This window comes from Aestuariivirga sp. (assembly GCF_037139295.1).
Classification (GTDB): domain Bacteria; phylum Pseudomonadota; class Alphaproteobacteria; order Rhizobiales; family Aestuariivirgaceae; genus Aestuariivirga.
On the sequence record NZ_JBAXGR010000047.1, the window covers coordinates 1 to 17,735 of the forward strand.

Genomic DNA, 17,735 nt, shown 5'->3' on the forward strand with positions numbered 1-17,735 from the left:
ATGGCACGTCCGGCGTCACGGTCAATGGCGCCAAGGTGACGACAGCAGACATCAATTGCACGAACGGCGTGATCCACGTCGTTGACACAGTGCTGATGCCAAAGGCCTGAACTGCTCGGAATTGATACTGGCTTGCCCGGAGTTTACTCCGGGCATTTCTTATCTTTCGGGCAGCTGGAAGACTACATCCGTCGATCAATGCGGATGTCGCACATCTACCAGCCGGTCATGCTGAGAGTTCTGCTCCAGAACGGCGGGCAGGCGGACACCGAGACCATCGCAAAAGCATTGCTAAGCTAAGATAGATCGCAGGTCGAGTACTATGAGCTTCGGACCAAGAACATGGTGGGCAAGGTGCTCACCCAAAATGGCATTGCGGAGCCGCTAAGGAAGGGAAGCCGGATCACCGGTTACAAGCTCAACATCGGCTCTTTGAGCGACAGCGAGAAGGCTGCGTTGCTTCAAGTTTGCGAGGAGCGCTTGGCCGATTATATCGAAAAGCGTGGTCATTACATCTGGGAGCATCGAGCCCCGTCCGACGGATATGTGCCTGGCTCTGTCAGGTATGAGGTTCTGAAACGGGCGCGTTACCGTAGCGAACTCTGCGGCGGACATGAAGAACATGTCGCCTTGCACGTAGATCACATCGTACCACGAGCGCGAGGAGGTTCTGACGATATCAGCAATTTCCAAGCCTTGTGTATCACCTGTAATACGAACAAACGCGACAAGGACGATACCGACTTTCGAGGGGTTCTGGCCTCATACCAAAATCGATCTGAAGACTGCGTATTCTGTCAGATGGCACCCGACCGTATCGTTTCGGAAAACGAGCTGTGTTATGCAATCTGGGACTCCTTTCCCGTAACGTCACTTCATACGCTAGTGATCCCCAAGCGCCATGTCGCAGACTACTTCGATCTGTACCAACCGGAATTGAATGCGATCCAAAGTATGCTTCATGAGCGGCGTGTTGACATTCTGAGAAAAGACAATGCCGTTACGGGCTTCAACGTGGGGATCAATTCCGGCAAGGATGCCGGTCAGACAATATTCCACGTACATGTTCATCTCATCCCGCGTCGTGAGGGCGATGTTGCAGAGCCTCGGGGTGGCGTCCGCGGTGTTATTCCTGCGAAGCAGAAATACTGAATGTCAGGTCAGATATTCTCAGAACGATTCCCGTTCTCGGCGTGGCCAAACCCAGCCGTTCCCTCAGTGGCCGCTGGCGTATACGCGATCTGGAAAGGTGATGAACTGATCTACTGTGGCATGTCGGGTCGCGAGATCGATGCCAAGGCCAGTGCGCAGCCGAGGAAATATGGCCTTGTCACCCGGCTCGCCAGTCACTGGAGCGGCAGGCTGTCAGGCGACCAGTTCTGCGTCTACGTGGCTAACAGGTTCGTCATCCCCTCGCTCACGCCGGACGAAATGCCTTTGTTTGCATCTGGCGAACTCAACCTCGACGCCAGAACCCGGAAATTCATCCACTTGCACTTGGATTACGCTTACGCCCTCGTTCAGACTTCTGCTGAGGCATATTCCCTAGAGCGAGCGGCGCGTAGGGGCGAAGTCTTTGGACGAAAGCCATTTCTCAATCCTCTGGAGTGACGTTAGCCAACCCTACCTTCGCGTGCGCTGCGCTGCGTGGAACTGTTTACGCAGATTCAATCGGGTAGCGAGAAATCCGATGTAAACTCCCCGAGAGGTCCGGTCAGTTAACAAATTGAAATGCCGTGATTTTTTGAATGCGTACCGACTTTGGTGGGGTCCGGTCGGAAAGAGACGGTGGCCCGTCAGAGACTGAATTCAGGCTGCTTGGCAGTCTCCGAAGTCCGCACTACTTCTGCAAACCCTTTTGAAACCAAAAGGAATTTCGACGCTCATCGGGGCTGTATTGGAGTTAGCACTGGTAAAGTGGCGGAGGGAGAGATGCTGGGCGCGAACTCTCTCGGCGGGGTGAAGCGAAGCCCTTGGTAAGATTGCGGAAACTGTCAGTTAGGAGCGTTTACGCAGGGCTGCGCTCCTTCCCGCCAGGCAGAGACTGGGAGCTTCAGATGTCATCCGAAACTCCTCTTCTCGTAAATGGTCGAGATCGTCTTTCCATCCCACACGTAGCAGAGGTGCCGTTCCTGCCGGCAATTGGAAAGCAACCGGGGGCGAAATACAGCCGCACATTCCCCGCCCTCATCACGAACGCTTCCGAAGACAATCCCACCTGAGCCATTTTCGCGGAGTTGCAGAGCAAGCTCCTGTGACACCCCATAGCTGGTGGGATGATAGTAGGCAGGATGGCTTTCGCGCATTGCGCGGATATCATGAAGTTCGGCATCGAGATCGACAGCGTATACCCGCATATCGAGTTCCTGGGCGGGCTCGCTGGTCGCCTGCAGAAAGCGGATACGATGATAGCGCGTTTCTGCGATGGCCGTCTCGATCGTGCGGCCAGCATAGAAGACGCCATACGTGCCGTTCGTGAAGCGATCCCCCTCGGAATTGAGGTGGGTGAACGCAGCCATGATGGGTGAGCTCCCGGGTCCGGACACCCGGTCCTCGGGCGGGACCAAGGATATGTCTCCCACCTCCTCGCGAAGCCTGTCATTGGTCATCGCCTCAATCTGATAGACCGCATCGAGGTCTGCGGGATCCGCGACGGCTTCGAAGAGATTGATCGGTGGGAACCGGCTCGGGACGATACGAAAACACGGGCGCCACTCGATCCTTGCAATCGGGATGTCTGTCATCAGCCGCGCTGCGCATCCACATACTGGCGAACCACGTAGAGGTCGGCAACGTTGCCCGACGTCATTCTTTCAAGTGCCGAGCGCCCGCCGAATGTCTTGGCACCGTTGGGCTTCCGCACCCACTGATCAGCGGTCTTGGGAAGAAGGATGTGAAGTCCCTTGTAGATGCCCATGACGTAGGAGATCCGCTCCAGTGCGTCCTTGGGGATAGTCGACACGCCGCCCCGCTTCCACGACTGAAGCGTGGACCGGCTCTCAAGACCCAGCAGCCGCATCTGCTCTTGTTCCTGAAGACCCCATGCCTCCGCGATCCGGAAAAAAGTGCGCAGGGCGGGTCCGGTCAGGTCCTTGCGGTCCAAGACCTTGGCGGTTGTCGCATTGGGCATTGTAGGTATCCTCCGGAACCGAATATGTGCATATTCTGCGCGGAAATCAAGTTTCTGGCAGATTATAAACAATCAGAGCCCGCTACGGTTCCCAGTAAGGGCCTCCGCCAAGAACACCCAGCGAAGGCCCCCTTGAAGCAACTGACTACGATTTTCCTAAATATTTCAGATGATTACACGCTATTCTGGTTCCCTTCGCCATCGTCAACATGGGCAATGCTTCGAACAGCCTCCAGCAGCTCCATAATCGCCTTCTCGGCCGCGGCCAGTTTCACCGACGCCATGAGATCCTCCCGACCGGCCATCACCAGAAAGGTGCTCAGGACCTCATCCGAGCGCTGCACGAGTACGGCGAGGTGCTCCCCACTCGGGCCGTAGCGGCCCGCAAACCAGTTCTTCACGGTCTTCTCGTTGGCCCCGGTCCAGCCGGCCACGATCTTGATACCTCCTCCGCCCGATCCAACAGACCGACGCAATGCTGCTGCGATCTCGCCGGCAAAACTGGCAGCATGCTGACCATTGCCGCCGGCAGCATGCGCGGTTCCGCCTGGAAAGAACTTGCCCTTTTTTGGAAACGACATTCCATCCTCCTTGGCTCAACATGAGCAAGGAGATTTGAATTGGTGGCGTTGCGAGGCACACGACGGCCGCCGTGAAATCGTGAGGACAGGCGGTTGAGTGGACGGTACGCGAAGACCCCGCAGACGGGCGAAACACTTGCCGACAAGGACGTACCCGCTGTCGCCTATGTCCGAATGTCAACCGACCACCAGAAGTACTCGACCGAGAACCAGCTCGACGTCATCCGGAATTATGCCACCGCTCGCGGCCTAACCATCCTCCGCGTGTTCGAGGACTCCGGCCGTTCGGGGCTACGGCTTGACGGGCGCGAGGCACTCCAGAAACTGATGTCGGAGGTCATATCCGACCAAGCCGACTTCAGGGCCATCCTGGTCTATGACGTGAGCCGCTGGGGCAGGTTTCAGGATGCCGATGAGGGCGCCTATCACGAGCACGTCTGCTCACGCGCAGGGATCCGTGTCCACTACTGCGGCGAGCAATTCGAAAACGACGGCAGTATCGGCTCGAACCTGCTGAAAACCGTCAAACGCGTGATGGCGGGTGAATACAGCCGCGAGCTTTCCGTCAAGGTCTTCGCCGGCCAGTGCCGGCTCGTCGAACTGGGCTTCCGACAAGGAGGTGCCGCCGGCTACGGCCTCCGCCGCGTCCTCATCGACGAGCATGGCACACCCAAGGGAGAGCTATCGCGCGGCGAACAGAAGAGCCTGCAGACCGATCGTGTCATCCTGGTCCCCGGCCCTGAGGACGAACAGCGCATCGTGCAGTCAATGTACCAGATGTTCGTCAATGAGAACCGGCCCGAGCGCGAAATCGCGGCACGTCTGAACGCCGAAGGGCTCCGAACGGATCTCGGCCGACCGTGGACTCGGGCCACCGTCCACCAGGTCCTGACCAACGAGAAATACATCGGCAACAATGTCTTCGCGAAAGTCTCCTTCAAGCTTAAGCAGCGGCGCGTCCAGAACCCCAGGGAAATGTGGATCCGCGCCGAGGGAGCCTATCCTGCCGTCGTCGACACCGCACTGTTCAGCCGGGCCCGCGAGATCGTCGATGCGCGAAGCCGGCACTTCACGGATGAGGAACTCCTCGCCACCTTGCGTGACATCCTCCTCCGTGAGGGAATGCTATCCGGGCTCATCATCGACGAACAGGACCACCTGCCCTCCTCGAGCGCCTACAGAAGCCGCTTTGGCAGCTTGCTGCGTGCCTACCAGCTGATCGGGTATGAGCCGGAGCGGGACTATCGCTATATCGAAATCAACCGGACCCTTCGACAAGCTCACCCCAGGATCGTTGCGGATATCATTGCTGGCATCGCGCGTTCCGGCGGTCACGCAGTCCTCGATTCAAAGACCGATCAGCTCCGGGTCAATGACGAATTCACGGTTTCAGTCGTCTTGTCGCGATGCCAGGAAACAGGGGCTGGTTCCCTGAGATGGACAATCCGGCTCGATACGGGCCTTGTCCCCGACATCACCATTGCCGTGCGCATGGACGAGATGAACGAAGCGCCGCGGGACTACTATCTCCTTCCCAGCATCGACATGACGATCGCCCGTCTTCGGCTCTCTGAGCAGAACGGCTTCTCTCTCGACGCCTACCGGTTCGAAACACTCGATTTCTTCTACGCGCTCGCGGGGCGGGCTCGAATTGCGGAGGCTGCATGATGGCTCGCGGCAAAGACCATGTTTCAGAGAAGCGCATCGTCCATATTCCGACCGAGCTGATCCGGGTGCTCAATCCCCGGGTTCGCAACCGCCGCAACTTCGAGGAGATCGTCGAGAACATTTCCCGGGTCGGACTGAAGCGTCCCATCACCGTCAGCAGGCGTCCCGATACGAACCCCGTCGAGTATGATCTCGTCTGTGGTCAGGGTCGCCTCGAGGCCTTCGTCCAACTCGGCCAGAGCAAGATTCCCGCCATCGTTATCAATGCCGATGAACGCGACTGCCTGGTCATGAGCCTCGTCGAGAACTGTGCCCGCCGCCAGCACAAGGCCATCGATCTCATGCGCGAAATCGGCGCCTTGCGAAAGCGCGGCTACAACGACCGCCAGATCGGGGAGAAGATCGGCGTCTCGGCCGAATACGTGAACATGATCGCTGGCCTCCTCGATCGCGGCGAGGAGCGGCTGGTGTCGGCCGTCGAGATCGGCACCCTGCCCCTCAGTCTCGCCATCGACATATCGAAGGCCGAGGACGAGAATGCCCAGCGCGCCCTAGTGGAAGCCTATACCGAAAAGAAGTTGCGCGGGAAAAAGCTCGCGGCGGTGCTGCGGCTCCTGCAGCAGCGTCAACGACGTGGGCGGCATATCAGCGATCCCCGCGCCGGGCGCAAGGAGGGCTACAAGCGCCCGCTCACAAGCGACGCCCTCGTGCGCGCCTACCGACAGGAAACTGACCGTCAGAAGCTGATGATCAAGAAGGCAGAACTGACCCAAGGCCGGCTGCTCTTCGTCGTGGAGGCCTTCCGATTGCTCCGCGAAGACGAGAATTTCCTGACGCTACTGCGGGCGGAAGGGTTGGAAATGATGCCCTCTTATCTCGAGGTTTCACTCCAGGCACGGCCTGCCGCATGACCAAGCGGGCTCAAACGCAGGGCGGCGACGTGTCAGTCAGCTTCGAGGGTGACGTCATCAGGTTACCCGTCGATTCCATTCTGCCAGTCCGCCCCTTCCCGGCTGCCGTCAGGACCAGCAAGAAGTTCAAGCAGATCGCCGCGTCGGTGCGGGAGGTTGGATTGGTCGAACCGCCCGTCGTGTCGCGTAATCCAGGTCAACCCGGAAGTTTCCTTCTCCTCGACGGCCATCTTCGCCTCGAAGTTCTGAAGGATCTCGGGATCCCGGAGGTCGACTGCCTTGTGTCGACTGACGACGAGGCCTTCACCTACAACAAGCGGATCAGCCGCCTCTCCGCCGTACAGGAACACCGCATGATTGTCCGCGCAATCGAGCGTGGAGTACCCGAAGACAAGATTGCGAAGGCGCTCGACATCGCCCCGCAAAGCGTCAGGCGAAAGGTCAAGATGCTGGACGGTATCAGCGAAGAGGTCGCCGGCATTCTGAAGGACAAACAATGTCCGATGGCCGTCTTCGAAATCCTCAGGAAGATGAAGGTCCTCCGCCAGATCGAGGCCGCAGAACTGCTCGTGAACGCCAACAACTATTCCGTCGCCTATGCCTCAGCCATTCTCGCCGGGACACCACAGGCTCAGCTGGTGGATGGTTCCAAGCCCAAGCTCCTGAAACGGATGACCCCCGAGGCCATGGCGCGCATTGAGGGGGAACTTGCCAGGCTACAAGAGAGCTTCACGTCCATCCAGGACTCCTACGGTCAGGATCACCTGCAACTGACCGTCATCAAGGGCTACGTGGCCAAGCTCCTCGGCAATGCCCGGATCGTCCGGTACCTCATGCAGAACCGGCCGGATTTCATGGCCGAGTTTCAGACGATTGCCGAAATGACGACCACCTTGCCGCCTGAAGCCGGCTGAACAGGTCTGGAGTTGAGGGGGACCCGGACCCGAAAAGCGCGGGGACCGCGGGAGACGCCGTACGGTGAGACGGATCGATCGCGGCGGTGGGGACGACGGCGAACCCGTCCAGAGCCCACCAGGCCAGCACGAGATTTCGCTGGCCGTATGGCTGATCTCGGTCAGCCGTAACGTATGTGGGCGTGCTGGTTGAGCGCTATTGCGCTCCCGGCACGCCCCGTGATCTCCGAAGTTGGCATCACAGTCCTAAGCCACAGAGGAGAAGCAAACTGCGCATTTCCCATTTCAACCAGGCGGAACTTGCGTTTCGCTGGCGGATGTCGCCCCGAACCCTTGAAAGATGGAGATGCTCCAGGACAGGTCCCATCTTCCTGAAGATCGGCGGACGGGTCATCTACCGATTGGAAGACATCGAAGCATTCGAGAAAGCCTCCATCAGGCATACAGTAGCCATGTCGACGCCAAATGCCGGCAAGACGCGGCATACGGCCGAAGGATAGCGGCCCTGGGCTCCCAACCGGACTACGACGGCCTCTTCAGCGTCCCGAGAATTCGGCGTTTCGCGACAAATCTTGGAGTAGCGTCGCCTGAATTTTGCAAACGAGCGGATTTGTTCGCAAAGCGGCGTAGATGCCAGGGGACAAGAGATAGTTTGTAACTACCTGTATCCGCTCAAATTTTGTCGGCTCCTGCGGGGTTGAGCGGGCTCCAGCGTAGTTGTTCGCAATTCTGCGTAATGGCGGAGGGAGAGGTGCTGGGGGCGAACTCTCTTTCGCTTTTAATTATTGATTTCATTGGTCTCGAAATTCGGGAGAGTTCGAATCCCGGGTGCGGCCCCAAGTAGTTTCTCGAAAAGAAAAGCCCCTCAGAGGATGCCCTCAGGCGCCATCGTCGCGATCTGCCGACGGTGCCAATTGCTTCAAGACCTCCGTCTGCTCTGATTGTTGTCCCGAGACTGCTTCGCCAACAGACGAAGTTTACGTGCCGAAAAATCCGTTCGCAAGGGCACTGCTGATGGCACGACGCGAATCCTCCTCGCGCCCAGTGAATCAGAACTCCAACTTCAGGGGAATCCCCACGTAAGTCAGACCCAAGAACCTTTGGTATTAGCAGCGCGCCACGCTTCCCCCTCAATAAAAATTGAGGGACAGCTCTCAGTTCAAATAACAATCACGCGCCCGAAAATCTCTCAAGGCCTTCGGACAATTTCAGACCGCCGACCCTTGATGGCGGACCGGCCTGCCGACAGTAAGTGCGGATGCAGCTCCAATAATTGATAGAGCGTCAATGCCAAAGTGGCGGTAGAGTTCAGCAATGGTTCCGGTCTGGCCGAAGTGTTCGACACCGAGAGCGATTGTCCTGTGGCCGGCAACGCCACCGAGCCAGGCGAGGGTTGCAGGATGGCCGTCGATCACGGTGATCAACAAGCAATGGCGGGGCACATCGCCCAATAGCCGATCAATATGGCTCAGCGCCATGCCATTGCCGCGTCGCCGCGCGCGCTGCGCGGCATGCCAGCCGGCATTGAGTCGGTCCGATGATGTAACCGCCAGAAGGCCGACGTCCCGGCGGTCCTCGCCGATCAATCCTGCTGCTTCGATAGCCTCCGGCGCGATGCATCCCTGATAGGCAATGATCACCTCGGCATTGGGGCCTGGCGGTCGCAACCAATAGGCGCCATCGATCACCCCCTGGGCAAATGCATCGCCTTTACGGTTCAACGGCTGGTCAAGCGCCCGCGTGGACAAGCGGAGATACACCGAACCTCCAGTCTCATCGCGTAACCATGTGCGCTCATTGGGGTCACCGTCGCTATCACGCTGCAGATAATCGAAGGCCCAGTCCATAATGATCGCCAATTCATCGACAAAGGCAGGCTCAAAGGCAGCGATCCCATCCTGAGCTATGCCGATGAGTGGAGTGGCAATGGATTGGTGGGCACCTCCTTCCGGAGCGAGCGTGACCCCCGACGGTGTGCCGACAAGTAAGAAGCGCGCATCCATGTAACAGGCATAGTTCAGGGCATCGAGTCCACGCATGACGAAGGGATCATAGACCGTGCCCACAGGCAGAAGGCGCTTACCGAACAGGGAATGGCTGAGGCCGGCAGCGCCAAGCAGCAAGAAGAGGTTCATTTCCGCGATGCCCAGCTCGATATGTTGGCCCTCCCGCGAAAAACGCCACTTCTGCGCCGAGGCAATGCGTTCCTCCCGGAAGGTGTCGGCAATCTCACGGCGGGCGAAGAGCCCTCGTCTGTTCACCCACGGGCCCAAGTTGGTTGAAACCGTCACATCGGGAGAGGTGGTGACGATGCGATCGGCCAGGGCACCACCTGAACTTGCCAGACCGTCGAGAATTTTACCGAATCCAGACTGGGTGGAAATCAGGCGATCGGCAAGGAATTGTGGCCCAGGCGGCACAATTCTCTCATCGCTGAAGCGCCGGTATCCGTTCGCAAAGAAAGGCACTTCGGCAAGAAAACGGTTGAAGGATGGGATATCGACTTTCAGGCCTGCCAGTCTTTCCCACTCAGCGCCGGTGGGCACGCCCATGCCGGTTTGGAATTGCCGCATTTGCTCAACGGTCATCAGCCCCGCATGGTTGTCCTTGTGGCCGGCCAGAGGCGTGCCCCATCCCTTAATAGTATAGGCGATGAAGACCACCGGGCGATCATGGTCGATGCTCCTGAAAGTCTGAACCAGGCTATCCAGGCAATGGCCGCCGAGATTGGTCATCAACGTCTGCAGTTCCGCGTCGGAACGCCGGTTGATCAAGGCGGTAACTGGTCCCTGGTCGCCGATGTCGTCCATCAGGCGTTTGCGCCATGCAGCTCCTCCCTGGAAGACAAGTGCGGAATAAAGTGAGTTGGGGCAACGGCTGATCCACGATTCGAGCTTCTCGCCGCCGGGCTCAAAAAAGGCTGCTTTCTGCAGCCTACCGTTTTTCAGCACCACCACCTCCCAACCGAACGAGCAGAAAATTGCCTCGATGCGGTCATAGAGGCCTTCTCGCACGATGCCGTCGAGGCTCTGGCGATTGTAGTCGATGATCCACCAGGTATTGCGCAGCTCGTGTTTCCAGCCCTCCTGCAGGCATTCGTAGATGTTGCCCTCGTCCAACTCGCCATCCCCCGCAAGCGCGATCATCCGGCCCTCCACGCCACGAGGTCCCCAGGGTTTGGCTCGCAGATAGTCTTGGACCAGCGCAGCGAAGGCGGTGATCGCCACGCCCAGGCCTACCGAACCTGTGGAGAAATCAACGTCGTCGATATCCTTGGTGCGGCTGGGATAGGATTGGGACCCGCCATAGGCGCGGAAGGCCTCCAACTTCTCAAGGGTCTGATTTCCCACCAGATATTGGATGGCGTGAAACACCGGCGAAGCATGTGGCTTCACCGCAATGCGATCCTGCGGCCGCAAGACAGCAAAGTAGAGCGCCGTCATGATGGACACCATCGAGGCTGAGGATGCCTGATGGCCACCAACCTTCAACCCGTCGGACTTTTCCCTCAGGTGATTTGCGTTGTGAATGGTCCAGCACGAAAGCCACAAGACTTTTTGCTCTATGGCAGACAGGAGTTTGAGCTCTGCATCATCCACTAAAGCAAATCCTTCTCTGGCGCTCGAAAGGAACGCCGGTGATCAGTGCCACTATGATGCGGCTGGTTTCCCAAAACTCCGCCATCTGTGTTCAACGCTATCATTCGAGATTGGTGTGCCGTGCCCGCATGGATTCTGCAGTTTCACCCACCCGTTCGCGCAGCTTGAGGATCACCAGTTCAAAGAAAATGGCTTCCGCGATTTCGAAGAGGGAGCCCATAGGAAGGACTGAAACCGACGCGCCGCGATCGTTCGCCAAGGTCTGGGCAGGAATGACAGCGCGAATATCTGCTTTCTTAGATGCCCGACCTTCGGGTTGGGCTGTGATGATCGCCGTCTGCGCACCCGCAGATTTGGCAATCTCCATGAAAGTTTCCGCCGTTGGAAGCCACCCCTGACCGGCCGTGACAATCAGAAGGTCGCCGGGACCCACGGGTGGGGTTGTCATGTCGGCGACAACATGGGCATCGCGCCCCATATGGAAGAGACGCATGGCAAAACCGCGCAGCGCCAGGCCCTCACGGCCAGCACCATAGAGACAGATGCGCCGCGCTTTCACTACAGCCTCAATGAGGTTATCGGCCGCTGCGTCCGGCATGGCAGCAAAGACGCCGCTCAGGTCAGCGATGGCGCGGACGCCGAGTTCGGAAATGGAATTGCTCATAGAGTCCTCCTTATTCTTCTTCAATTCGAAAGCCGTTTAGTTTGCGCTTAATCGGATCCGCCGGCGTACCCGCAGAGCCAGTCGGCTTTGTACGATGACGACCAAAAGCAAAAATGCACCGCGCAGGATCGATTGCCAATGGGCCCGCAGCGAAACGAATCCCATGCCGTTCTCAAAGTTCAGAATGTTGAACACGAGCCCGAGTAGCAGCACGCCAGACAACGTTGCACCAACTGAACCAACACCGCCGGTGAGTAACGTGCCGCCGACCACGACCGAGGCGATAGCAAAGAGTTCCCAACCCAGCCCCTCAGTAGGCTGGCCGGCTCCGAACTGGGCCGCAAGCTGGACCCCAGCAAGACCAGCCATCAGACCGCTGATAACGTAGACAATGAATTTTACTCGGTTCACCGGCAGACCCATCAGGTGGGCTGCATCTTCGCCACCTCCGACCGCCAAGATATTGCGTCCGAAGGACGTGAAGTTGAGTATGAGTGAACCCAAGGCGAATACCATGATTGCGATCCACGCCGGTATCGGAAATCCCAGAATGTCGCCCTGTCCGATCACCGTGAAACCGCTCTCGTAAGACACGCTGATGGACTCGTTGCCTGCCAACAGCAATCCCAAACCGCTAGCAGCAAGCATGCTGGCAAGCGTTGCGATGAAGGGCAGAATATTGAGCTGGGTTATCAGCAGGCCGTTCAGCACCCCGACGGCTATACCAGCGAGGGCGCCGCACGCCAAGCCGGGCAGCAGACCGTAAGGGCTGACATAGGCGGCGACAACACTCGCCATAGCCGCCGTGGAACCCACCGAGAGGTCTATACCACCAGTCATAATCACAAAACACATGCCAAGCGCAATTAGCGCGAACATGGAATTGTACCGCAGAAACGTTAGGACGTTGAATAGGCCGAGAAAGTGGTCGTAACGCCAGGCGCCGAAGAGTACGAGAAGCGCAAGTGCCAGCAATACGCTCTGCCCACGCAACAAACGGGGGATGTAGGTCATGATGCCGCCCGCCGTTGCAGCCAAACTGCAAGTATAATCAATCCCGCCTTGATTACCAAGGCGGCGGCATCAGGCACGCCATTGGCGAGCAGCGTGAAGCGGACAAGTTGGATGATGAGTGCACCCAGCAGGGTGCCAAACACATAGGCTCTACCTCCCGTAAGCAACGTACCGCCGACCGCCACGGCCGCGATAGCGTCGAGTTCAACCCCAAGGCCAACGAGATTGGAATCTGCAGCTGAATTTCGTGCAATCACAATGAGCCCGGCGATACCCGAACAAATGCCGCTGATAGTGTAGACCTGACGCTTGATGCGCGTCACGCGCACGCCGGCCAGACGGGCGGCTGTTTCGTTGCCGCCAATGGCAAGGAGCTGTTTGCCGAATATAGTGCGCCGGATCGTCCATGCCGCGAGCACTACGATGACAGTCATGATCAGCACCTGGATGGGAATTCCAAACACACGACCTAGACCGATGAATTGAAACTCCGGCGTCGTGAAGATCACCTGGTTGGAATCGGTGAAAGACTGGGCAATCCCGCGGCCGGCAATGAATAGGATAAGCGTTCCGACGATGGGCTGGACATTAAACCGGGTAATCAGCCAACCATTCAAGTATCCGAAAAGGCCAGCAATCATCACGGGAATGACGAAAGCGAAAGCAACGCCGACATAGATATTCGGAAATTCGACAATGCGGTTTAGAAAAACGAGTGGCGCCAAAGCCCCCGCAATCGCCATCAACGATCCAACCGAAAGATCAATCCCGCCCGAACCAATGACCAACGTCATGCCGATGGCTACGATGACGATGGTGGAGACCTGAGTAAGATTGATGTTGAGCGTCTGCCAGGTTGCAAAATTGCGCGTGAAGGCGAGATTGAATAGAATGAGTAGAACCAACGCTAAGATGGTGCCATAGCGGCTGAGCCAAAGGAGCACCCGGGTGCCGGTAGGTTCAGCGTCGCGGTCCACAGCGCTAAGCCGCATTGCCATCGGCTGTTCCCTCCCCATGCGCCATAGCCGTCATAACAACAATCTCGCTCAATTCTTCCCTTTGCAGGTCAGCAACCGTTCGGCCATCACGTAAGACAAAAACCCGGTCGCTACCTTCGATAACTTCTTCCAACTCCGATGAAATCATCAGCACACCAAGCCCCGTCTCGGCCAATTCACGGATAAGCATCTGGATTTCGGCTTTTCCACCCACGTCGATGCCACGTGTTGGTTCATCGAGTATGAGAACTTTCGGGTCCAGGCATAGCCAGCGTGCCAGGAGCACCTTCTGTTGATTGCCGCCTGAGAGCTCTCGGATTTTTTGGTCAGGGCCAGACGTCTTGATGCCTAAGCGCTCAATGAACTTGTTCACAATTTCTTGCTGGCGGACCTCATCGACGATGCCCCATTGCGACAGGCGGGGCAGGATGGCCAGCGTCAGGTTTTCGCGTACCGACATTTCGGGGACTATGCCTTCGACTTTGCGGTCCTCGGAGCAGTAGCCAATGCCGCGATTGATAGCATCAATGGGTTCGGCAAACTTCACAGCCCTGCCTTCCATGACGATTGTGCCGGCGTCAGGTTGATCTACCCCGAAGATGAGGCGCGCCACTTCAGTCCGGCCCGATCCGAGAAGGCCAGCAAGTCCTGAAATTTCGCCAGAGCTGACTGATACGCTTGCATTCTTGACCTTTGTCCCTGCCACAAGGCCATCGGCCGACAAAAGATCTCGATGGACACCATGGCTCTTGCCATGAAAACTCGTCTGGCCCTCGCGACGAACCGACTGCATGTCACGTCCAAGCATTGCCGCCACGAGTTCGAGCTTTGAGATGTCCGCCATGCTGGTGGTTGCGATGGTACGCCCATCCCTCATCACGGTAACTCGGTCGCAGACCTCGTAAAGCTCGTCGAGCTTGTGGCTGACGAAGATCACCGAAATGCCAGTCGCACGCAGTTGCCGGATCACCCCGTAGAGGATCTCAACCTCGTTGTCGGCGAGTGATGAAGTGGGCTCGTCCATGATGACGAGCTTGGCGTCGAAGGATACTGCGCGCGCGATTGCCACCATTTGCTGGATTGCAGTGTTGAAGGCGAAGAGTGGTTCATGCACGTCTATCCGGACATCAAAGCGGCGGAGCAGTTCGGTAGCCTCCCGGTTCATGCGCGGCCAGTCTAGAAAGCCAAAACGCCGGTACGGACGGCCGAGAAAAATGTTCTCGGCAACCGATCGGTAGGGAATGAGATTTATCTCCTGATATATCGTGGAAATACCGCCGCGCTGGGCGGCTTCTGGTGAGGCAAACTCGATGCGTCTGCCTTCGAAAGTGATGTCCCCAGCATCCTTGCGGTAGGCGCCAGTCAAGATCTTGATCAATGTCGACTTGCCGGCACCATTCTGCCCAACAAGTGCATGCACCTCGCCCGGGTCGATGTCGAGGCTCGCCCCCGACAGGGCGGGTACACCCGAAAACCGCTTGTTCATGCCCTCCATTCGAAGAAGCGGCAACGGACCGTCCATCGAGAATCCCCGTAAAAGAGCCGGAGCCAGCGCCTCGCTGGCTCCGGTCATGTGATGGATGATAACTAATTAGAACGCGCTGTCGACGTTTTCCTTGGCGTTGGTCGCGTCGAAGAACCTGTCCTCATTCTTGATGAAGGTGGGAAGGGTTTCTCCAGCAGCATATCGCGCCATGATGGCGAAGGCGCCGGGCCCAAACCGCGGATTACATTCGCAGGTAGCGCCCATCTTGCCGGCGATGATGGCCTCAAGAGCTGCCTTCTCGCCGTCAACGCCAACCACCATCACGTCCTTACCCGGCACTTTACCTGCGGCCTCGATAGCCGAAATGGCGCCCAGTGCCATTTCGTCACTATGGGCGTAAACTGCCGTGGCATCAGGGTGGGCTTGATATAGCGTCTCCATTACCTGGCGGCCCTTGTCGCGGGCAAAGTCTCCAGACTGGCTGGCAAGTATCACCATTCCAGGATGGTCCTTCATGAAGGTGTCGAAACCTTTCCGTCTGTCATTGGCCGGGGAGGATCCGACAGTTCCCTCGATCTCGATGATCTTTGCGTTACCGCCCATGGCCTTGACCAGCCATTCCGCGACGCGCTTTCCTTCGTCAACAAAATCCGAGCCGGTGAAGGTGACATAGTCTTCGCCCGGTTTTGCCAAGGTATGATCAACGTCACGGTCAACGAGGATCACTGGAATTCCCGCATTTTTGGCATTCATGATTGCAGGGATGAGTGGTTTTTCCTCGCGCGGCGGCAGGAAGATGAGATCGACGCCCTGCGCGATCATACTATTGACGTCCGCGACCTGCTTGGCGGCAGAGCCGGCTGCATCGGTGTAGACCAGTTGATAACCAAGCTTCTTAGCTTCGCTCTGCATGCTCTCGGTTTGCGCAAGGCGCCAGGGATTGTTGCTTTCCGTTTGTGCAAAACCGACCTTGTATGAAGCCTTTTTCGCGAGTGGCGGTAGCTGTGCCCAAGCGGGTCGCATCCTAGTGACTAGTGCTAGGCCAACCGTTGCCGTCAAGAGCGAGCGACGGGAGATGGATTTCAACATTTTAGTCTCCTTTGTTGTCGTTTGCATTCCTCAGTCTGGTCTCTTCTGTGCCGGCTAGATTGTCGATCAGCCGGACATGCCGCCGTAGTAGCGTAGTGCGTTTTGGTTTTTCCGCGCCTGAGCATATTTGACATGTTTTGCACAGTCATGCAATGATTTGGAACTCGCCTTTGAGGTGTCGCCAAATGATTTCTTCTGATGCGTTGCTCCGCCTGGCGCAGTTCGATACCCCGACCATCTGCAACGCTCTCGAACTCGTGGATACCCACACTCGGACGAAGGGCTTCAACCGCCTGCCGCTTATCGCGCCCTTCACCGACAGGGGGCCAGTAATCGGTTATGCTCGAACAGCGATCATACGCTCAAGCACCCCCCACCCCGAAGGTCGAGCCGAGCAAATGCGCTTGCGGTTTGGCTACTACGAGTATGTCGAGAACGGGCCGCGGCCGAGTATTGCCGTCATCCAAGACGCCGATGAGACCGAGCGCAATCTGGGCGCTTTCTGGGGCGAGGTACAAACACATCTACATCAGGCTCTGGGATGTTCTGGTGTCATTACCGACGGAGCCGTGCGCGACATTCCCCAAATGGCTGAAGGATTTTTTGTCCTGGCAGGATCAATCATGCCGTCGCATGTCTTTGCCGACATCGTAGACTATGACTGTCCAGTGACGGTGGCTGGTCTCCAGGTTGCGCCGGGTGACATCATCCACGCGGATTGCCATGGGGCCGTCGTCATTCCCAGAGCGGCGGTCGGCTTCATCGCCGATGCATCGGCGCTTTTGGTTCGGCGCGAAAGCGTCATTCTTGATGCATGTAAGCGCCCGGGGTTTTCAACTGCTGATATCCGCGCCGCTTTCAAGCAGATGGAAGACATCAGCTAATCCCGCCTTTTCAGGCGTCAGCTGAATCTGACTTCAGGCTCTGCAATGCATTCGACAGTGCGCCCTGGAATACCCCGATATCGGTCCCGTAGCAGAGACAGCGGAAGCCCTTGGCGCGCCACTCCCGGGCCATCGCTACGTTGGTGGCAAGATACCCCGGCGCTTTCTGGTATTTTTTGCAGGCTACAACCAGTTCGTCTACTGCTGCATGGAATTCGGGTCGGCTGAATTCCGCGGTGATTCCCATGGTGTTAGTAAGATCGTAGTGCCCCATCCAACCGACATCAATGCCGGGAACTGAAAGGATAGCATCGGCATTCGCTATTCCTGTCTCAGTCTCGATCAGCGCGATGACCAGAATTCGCTCATTCTCCTCACGCATGGCGGTTACGATATCCCCCCCGCGGTAGTCATCGTGACCCACGCCGAAGCCCAATCCGCGCGCACCCTCGGGACGATAACGGCACCAGCGCGCCAGGCTCTCCGCCTGTTCCCTGGATTCGATCATTGGCACCATGATGCCCATTGCGCCCGCATCAAGTACTGGTGCGATGAGATGATAGGCAAGCCCGGGTACGCGGACAAACGGAGCGATACCTGTTCCGCGCGCAAAGGCAATCTGCGCCTTCAGCATGTCGATGCCGACGGCACCGTGTTCCATGTCGAAGATCACGAACTCCGCTCCGGCATTTGCGGCAATCTGGCAAAAGCCTGGCGTGAAGAACTCTGCGGCCATAATGCCATAGGTCGTGGCACCGGCTTTTAATCTGGCTCGCACAGTGTTTGGGCGCATTATC

Annotated in this window: 17 protein-coding genes; 7 read left to right on the top strand and 10 right to left on the bottom strand. The window is 57.7% G+C overall.

Going from position 1 to position 17,735, the window contains the following annotated elements; translation table 11 throughout:
* The 3 genes from WCJ41_RS12785 to WCJ41_RS12795 all read left to right on the top strand — a co-directional run.
* A partial coding sequence (locus WCJ41_RS12785) for a fasciclin domain-containing protein (RefSeq protein ID WP_336906234.1) occupies window positions 1–110 on the top strand: 110 nt, incomplete at its 5' end.
* A 232-nt stretch (window positions 111–342) separates the two neighbouring features.
* A complete protein-coding gene (locus WCJ41_RS12790; RefSeq protein WP_336906212.1) occupies window positions 343–1,152 on the top strand; it encodes an HIT domain-containing protein in 810 nt (269 codons plus the stop codon).
* Entirely contained in the window at window positions 1,153–1,611 is a 459-nt protein-coding gene (locus WCJ41_RS12795; protein WP_336906213.1) for a hypothetical protein, read from the top strand.
* 449 nt (window positions 1,612–2,060) lie between these two features.
* Here the strand turns inward: WCJ41_RS12795 and WCJ41_RS12800 are convergent, their stop codons facing one another.
* From WCJ41_RS12800 to WCJ41_RS12810, 3 genes are all read right to left on the bottom strand, one after another.
* Window positions 2,061–2,744, bottom strand: a complete 684-nt coding sequence (locus WCJ41_RS12800) for an RES family NAD+ phosphorylase (protein ID WP_336906214.1) — start codon at window positions 2,742–2,744, stop codon at window positions 2,061–2,063.
* Window positions 2,744–3,130 (bottom strand): MbcA/ParS/Xre antitoxin family protein, encoded by a 387-nt coding sequence (locus tag WCJ41_RS12805; protein ID WP_336906215.1) that lies wholly within the window; start codon window positions 3,128–3,130, stop codon window positions 2,744–2,746. The genes WCJ41_RS12800 and WCJ41_RS12805 overlap by 1 nt, the downstream gene beginning before the upstream one ends.
* 173 nt (window positions 3,131–3,303) lie before the next feature.
* Window positions 3,304–3,711 carry a hypothetical protein gene (locus WCJ41_RS12810; protein ID WP_336906216.1) on the bottom strand — a complete coding sequence of 136 codons (408 nt, stop codon included), beginning with the start codon at window positions 3,709–3,711 and terminating at the stop codon, window positions 3,304–3,306.
* Window positions 3,712–3,804: 93 nt separating this feature from the next.
* Here WCJ41_RS12810 and WCJ41_RS12815 point away from each other — a divergent pair, with 93 nt between their 5' ends.
* The 3 genes from WCJ41_RS12815 to WCJ41_RS12825 are packed head-to-tail and all read left to right on the top strand — an operon-like array spanning window position 3,805 to window position 7,204.
* A complete protein-coding gene (locus tag WCJ41_RS12815) occupies window positions 3,805–5,379 on the top strand; it encodes a recombinase family protein (RefSeq protein WP_336906217.1) in 1,575 nt (524 codons plus the stop codon).
* Window positions 5,379–6,290, top strand: coding sequence for a plasmid partitioning protein RepB C-terminal domain-containing protein (locus tag WCJ41_RS12820; protein WP_336906218.1), 912 nt, complete (start codon window positions 5,379–5,381; stop codon window positions 6,288–6,290). Before WCJ41_RS12815 ends, WCJ41_RS12820 begins: the two co-directional genes overlap by 1 nt.
* Complete coding sequence (locus WCJ41_RS12825; protein ID WP_336906219.1) at window positions 6,287–7,204, top strand: plasmid partitioning protein RepB C-terminal domain-containing protein; 918 nt, start codon at window positions 6,287–6,289, stop codon at window positions 7,202–7,204. Before WCJ41_RS12820 ends, WCJ41_RS12825 begins: the two co-directional genes overlap by 4 nt.
* 1,208 nt (window positions 7,205–8,412) lie before the next feature.
* On the opposite strand, the gene WCJ41_RS12830 is transcribed toward WCJ41_RS12825, so the two are convergent.
* The 6 genes from WCJ41_RS12830 to WCJ41_RS12855 all read right to left on the bottom strand — a co-directional run bounded on the left by WCJ41_RS12830 (window position 8,413) and on the right by WCJ41_RS12855 (window position 16,051).
* Entirely contained in the window at window positions 8,413–10,803 is a 2,391-nt protein-coding gene (locus tag WCJ41_RS12830) for a transketolase (RefSeq protein WP_336906220.1), read from the bottom strand.
* A gap of 100 nt (window positions 10,804–10,903) precedes the next feature.
* Entirely contained in the window at window positions 10,904–11,467 is a 564-nt protein-coding gene (locus WCJ41_RS12835; RefSeq protein ID WP_336906221.1) for an SIS domain-containing protein, read from the bottom strand.
* Between the two features lie 36 nt (window positions 11,468–11,503).
* On the bottom strand, window positions 11,504–12,481 hold the full coding sequence (locus tag WCJ41_RS12840) for an ABC transporter permease (RefSeq protein ID WP_336906222.1): 978 nt from the start codon (window positions 12,479–12,481) through the stop codon (window positions 11,504–11,506).
* A complete protein-coding gene (locus WCJ41_RS12845; protein WP_336906235.1) occupies window positions 12,478–13,473 on the bottom strand; it encodes an ABC transporter permease in 996 nt (331 codons plus the stop codon). The genes WCJ41_RS12840 and WCJ41_RS12845 overlap by 4 nt, the downstream gene beginning before the upstream one ends.
* Window positions 13,463–14,974, bottom strand: coding sequence for a sugar ABC transporter ATP-binding protein (locus tag WCJ41_RS12850; protein WP_336906236.1), 1,512 nt, complete (start codon window positions 14,972–14,974; stop codon window positions 13,463–13,465). The genes WCJ41_RS12845 and WCJ41_RS12850 overlap by 11 nt, the downstream gene beginning before the upstream one ends.
* A gap of 96 nt (window positions 14,975–15,070) precedes the next feature.
* Window positions 15,071–16,051, bottom strand: coding sequence for an ABC transporter substrate-binding protein (locus tag WCJ41_RS12855; RefSeq protein WP_336906237.1), 981 nt, complete (start codon window positions 16,049–16,051; stop codon window positions 15,071–15,073).
* A gap of 188 nt (window positions 16,052–16,239) precedes the next feature.
* On the opposite strand from WCJ41_RS12855, the gene WCJ41_RS12860 reads away from it, so the two are divergent.
* Complete coding sequence (locus tag WCJ41_RS12860; protein ID WP_336906223.1) at window positions 16,240–16,938, top strand: RraA family protein; 699 nt, start codon at window positions 16,240–16,242, stop codon at window positions 16,936–16,938.
* 10 nt (window positions 16,939–16,948) lie between these two features.
* Here the strand turns inward: WCJ41_RS12860 and WCJ41_RS12865 are convergent, their stop codons facing one another.
* On the bottom strand, window positions 16,949–17,674 hold the full coding sequence (locus WCJ41_RS12865; RefSeq protein WP_336906224.1) for an aldolase/citrate lyase family protein: 726 nt from the start codon (window positions 17,672–17,674) through the stop codon (window positions 16,949–16,951).
* Window positions 17,675–17,735 lie beyond the last annotated feature (61 nt).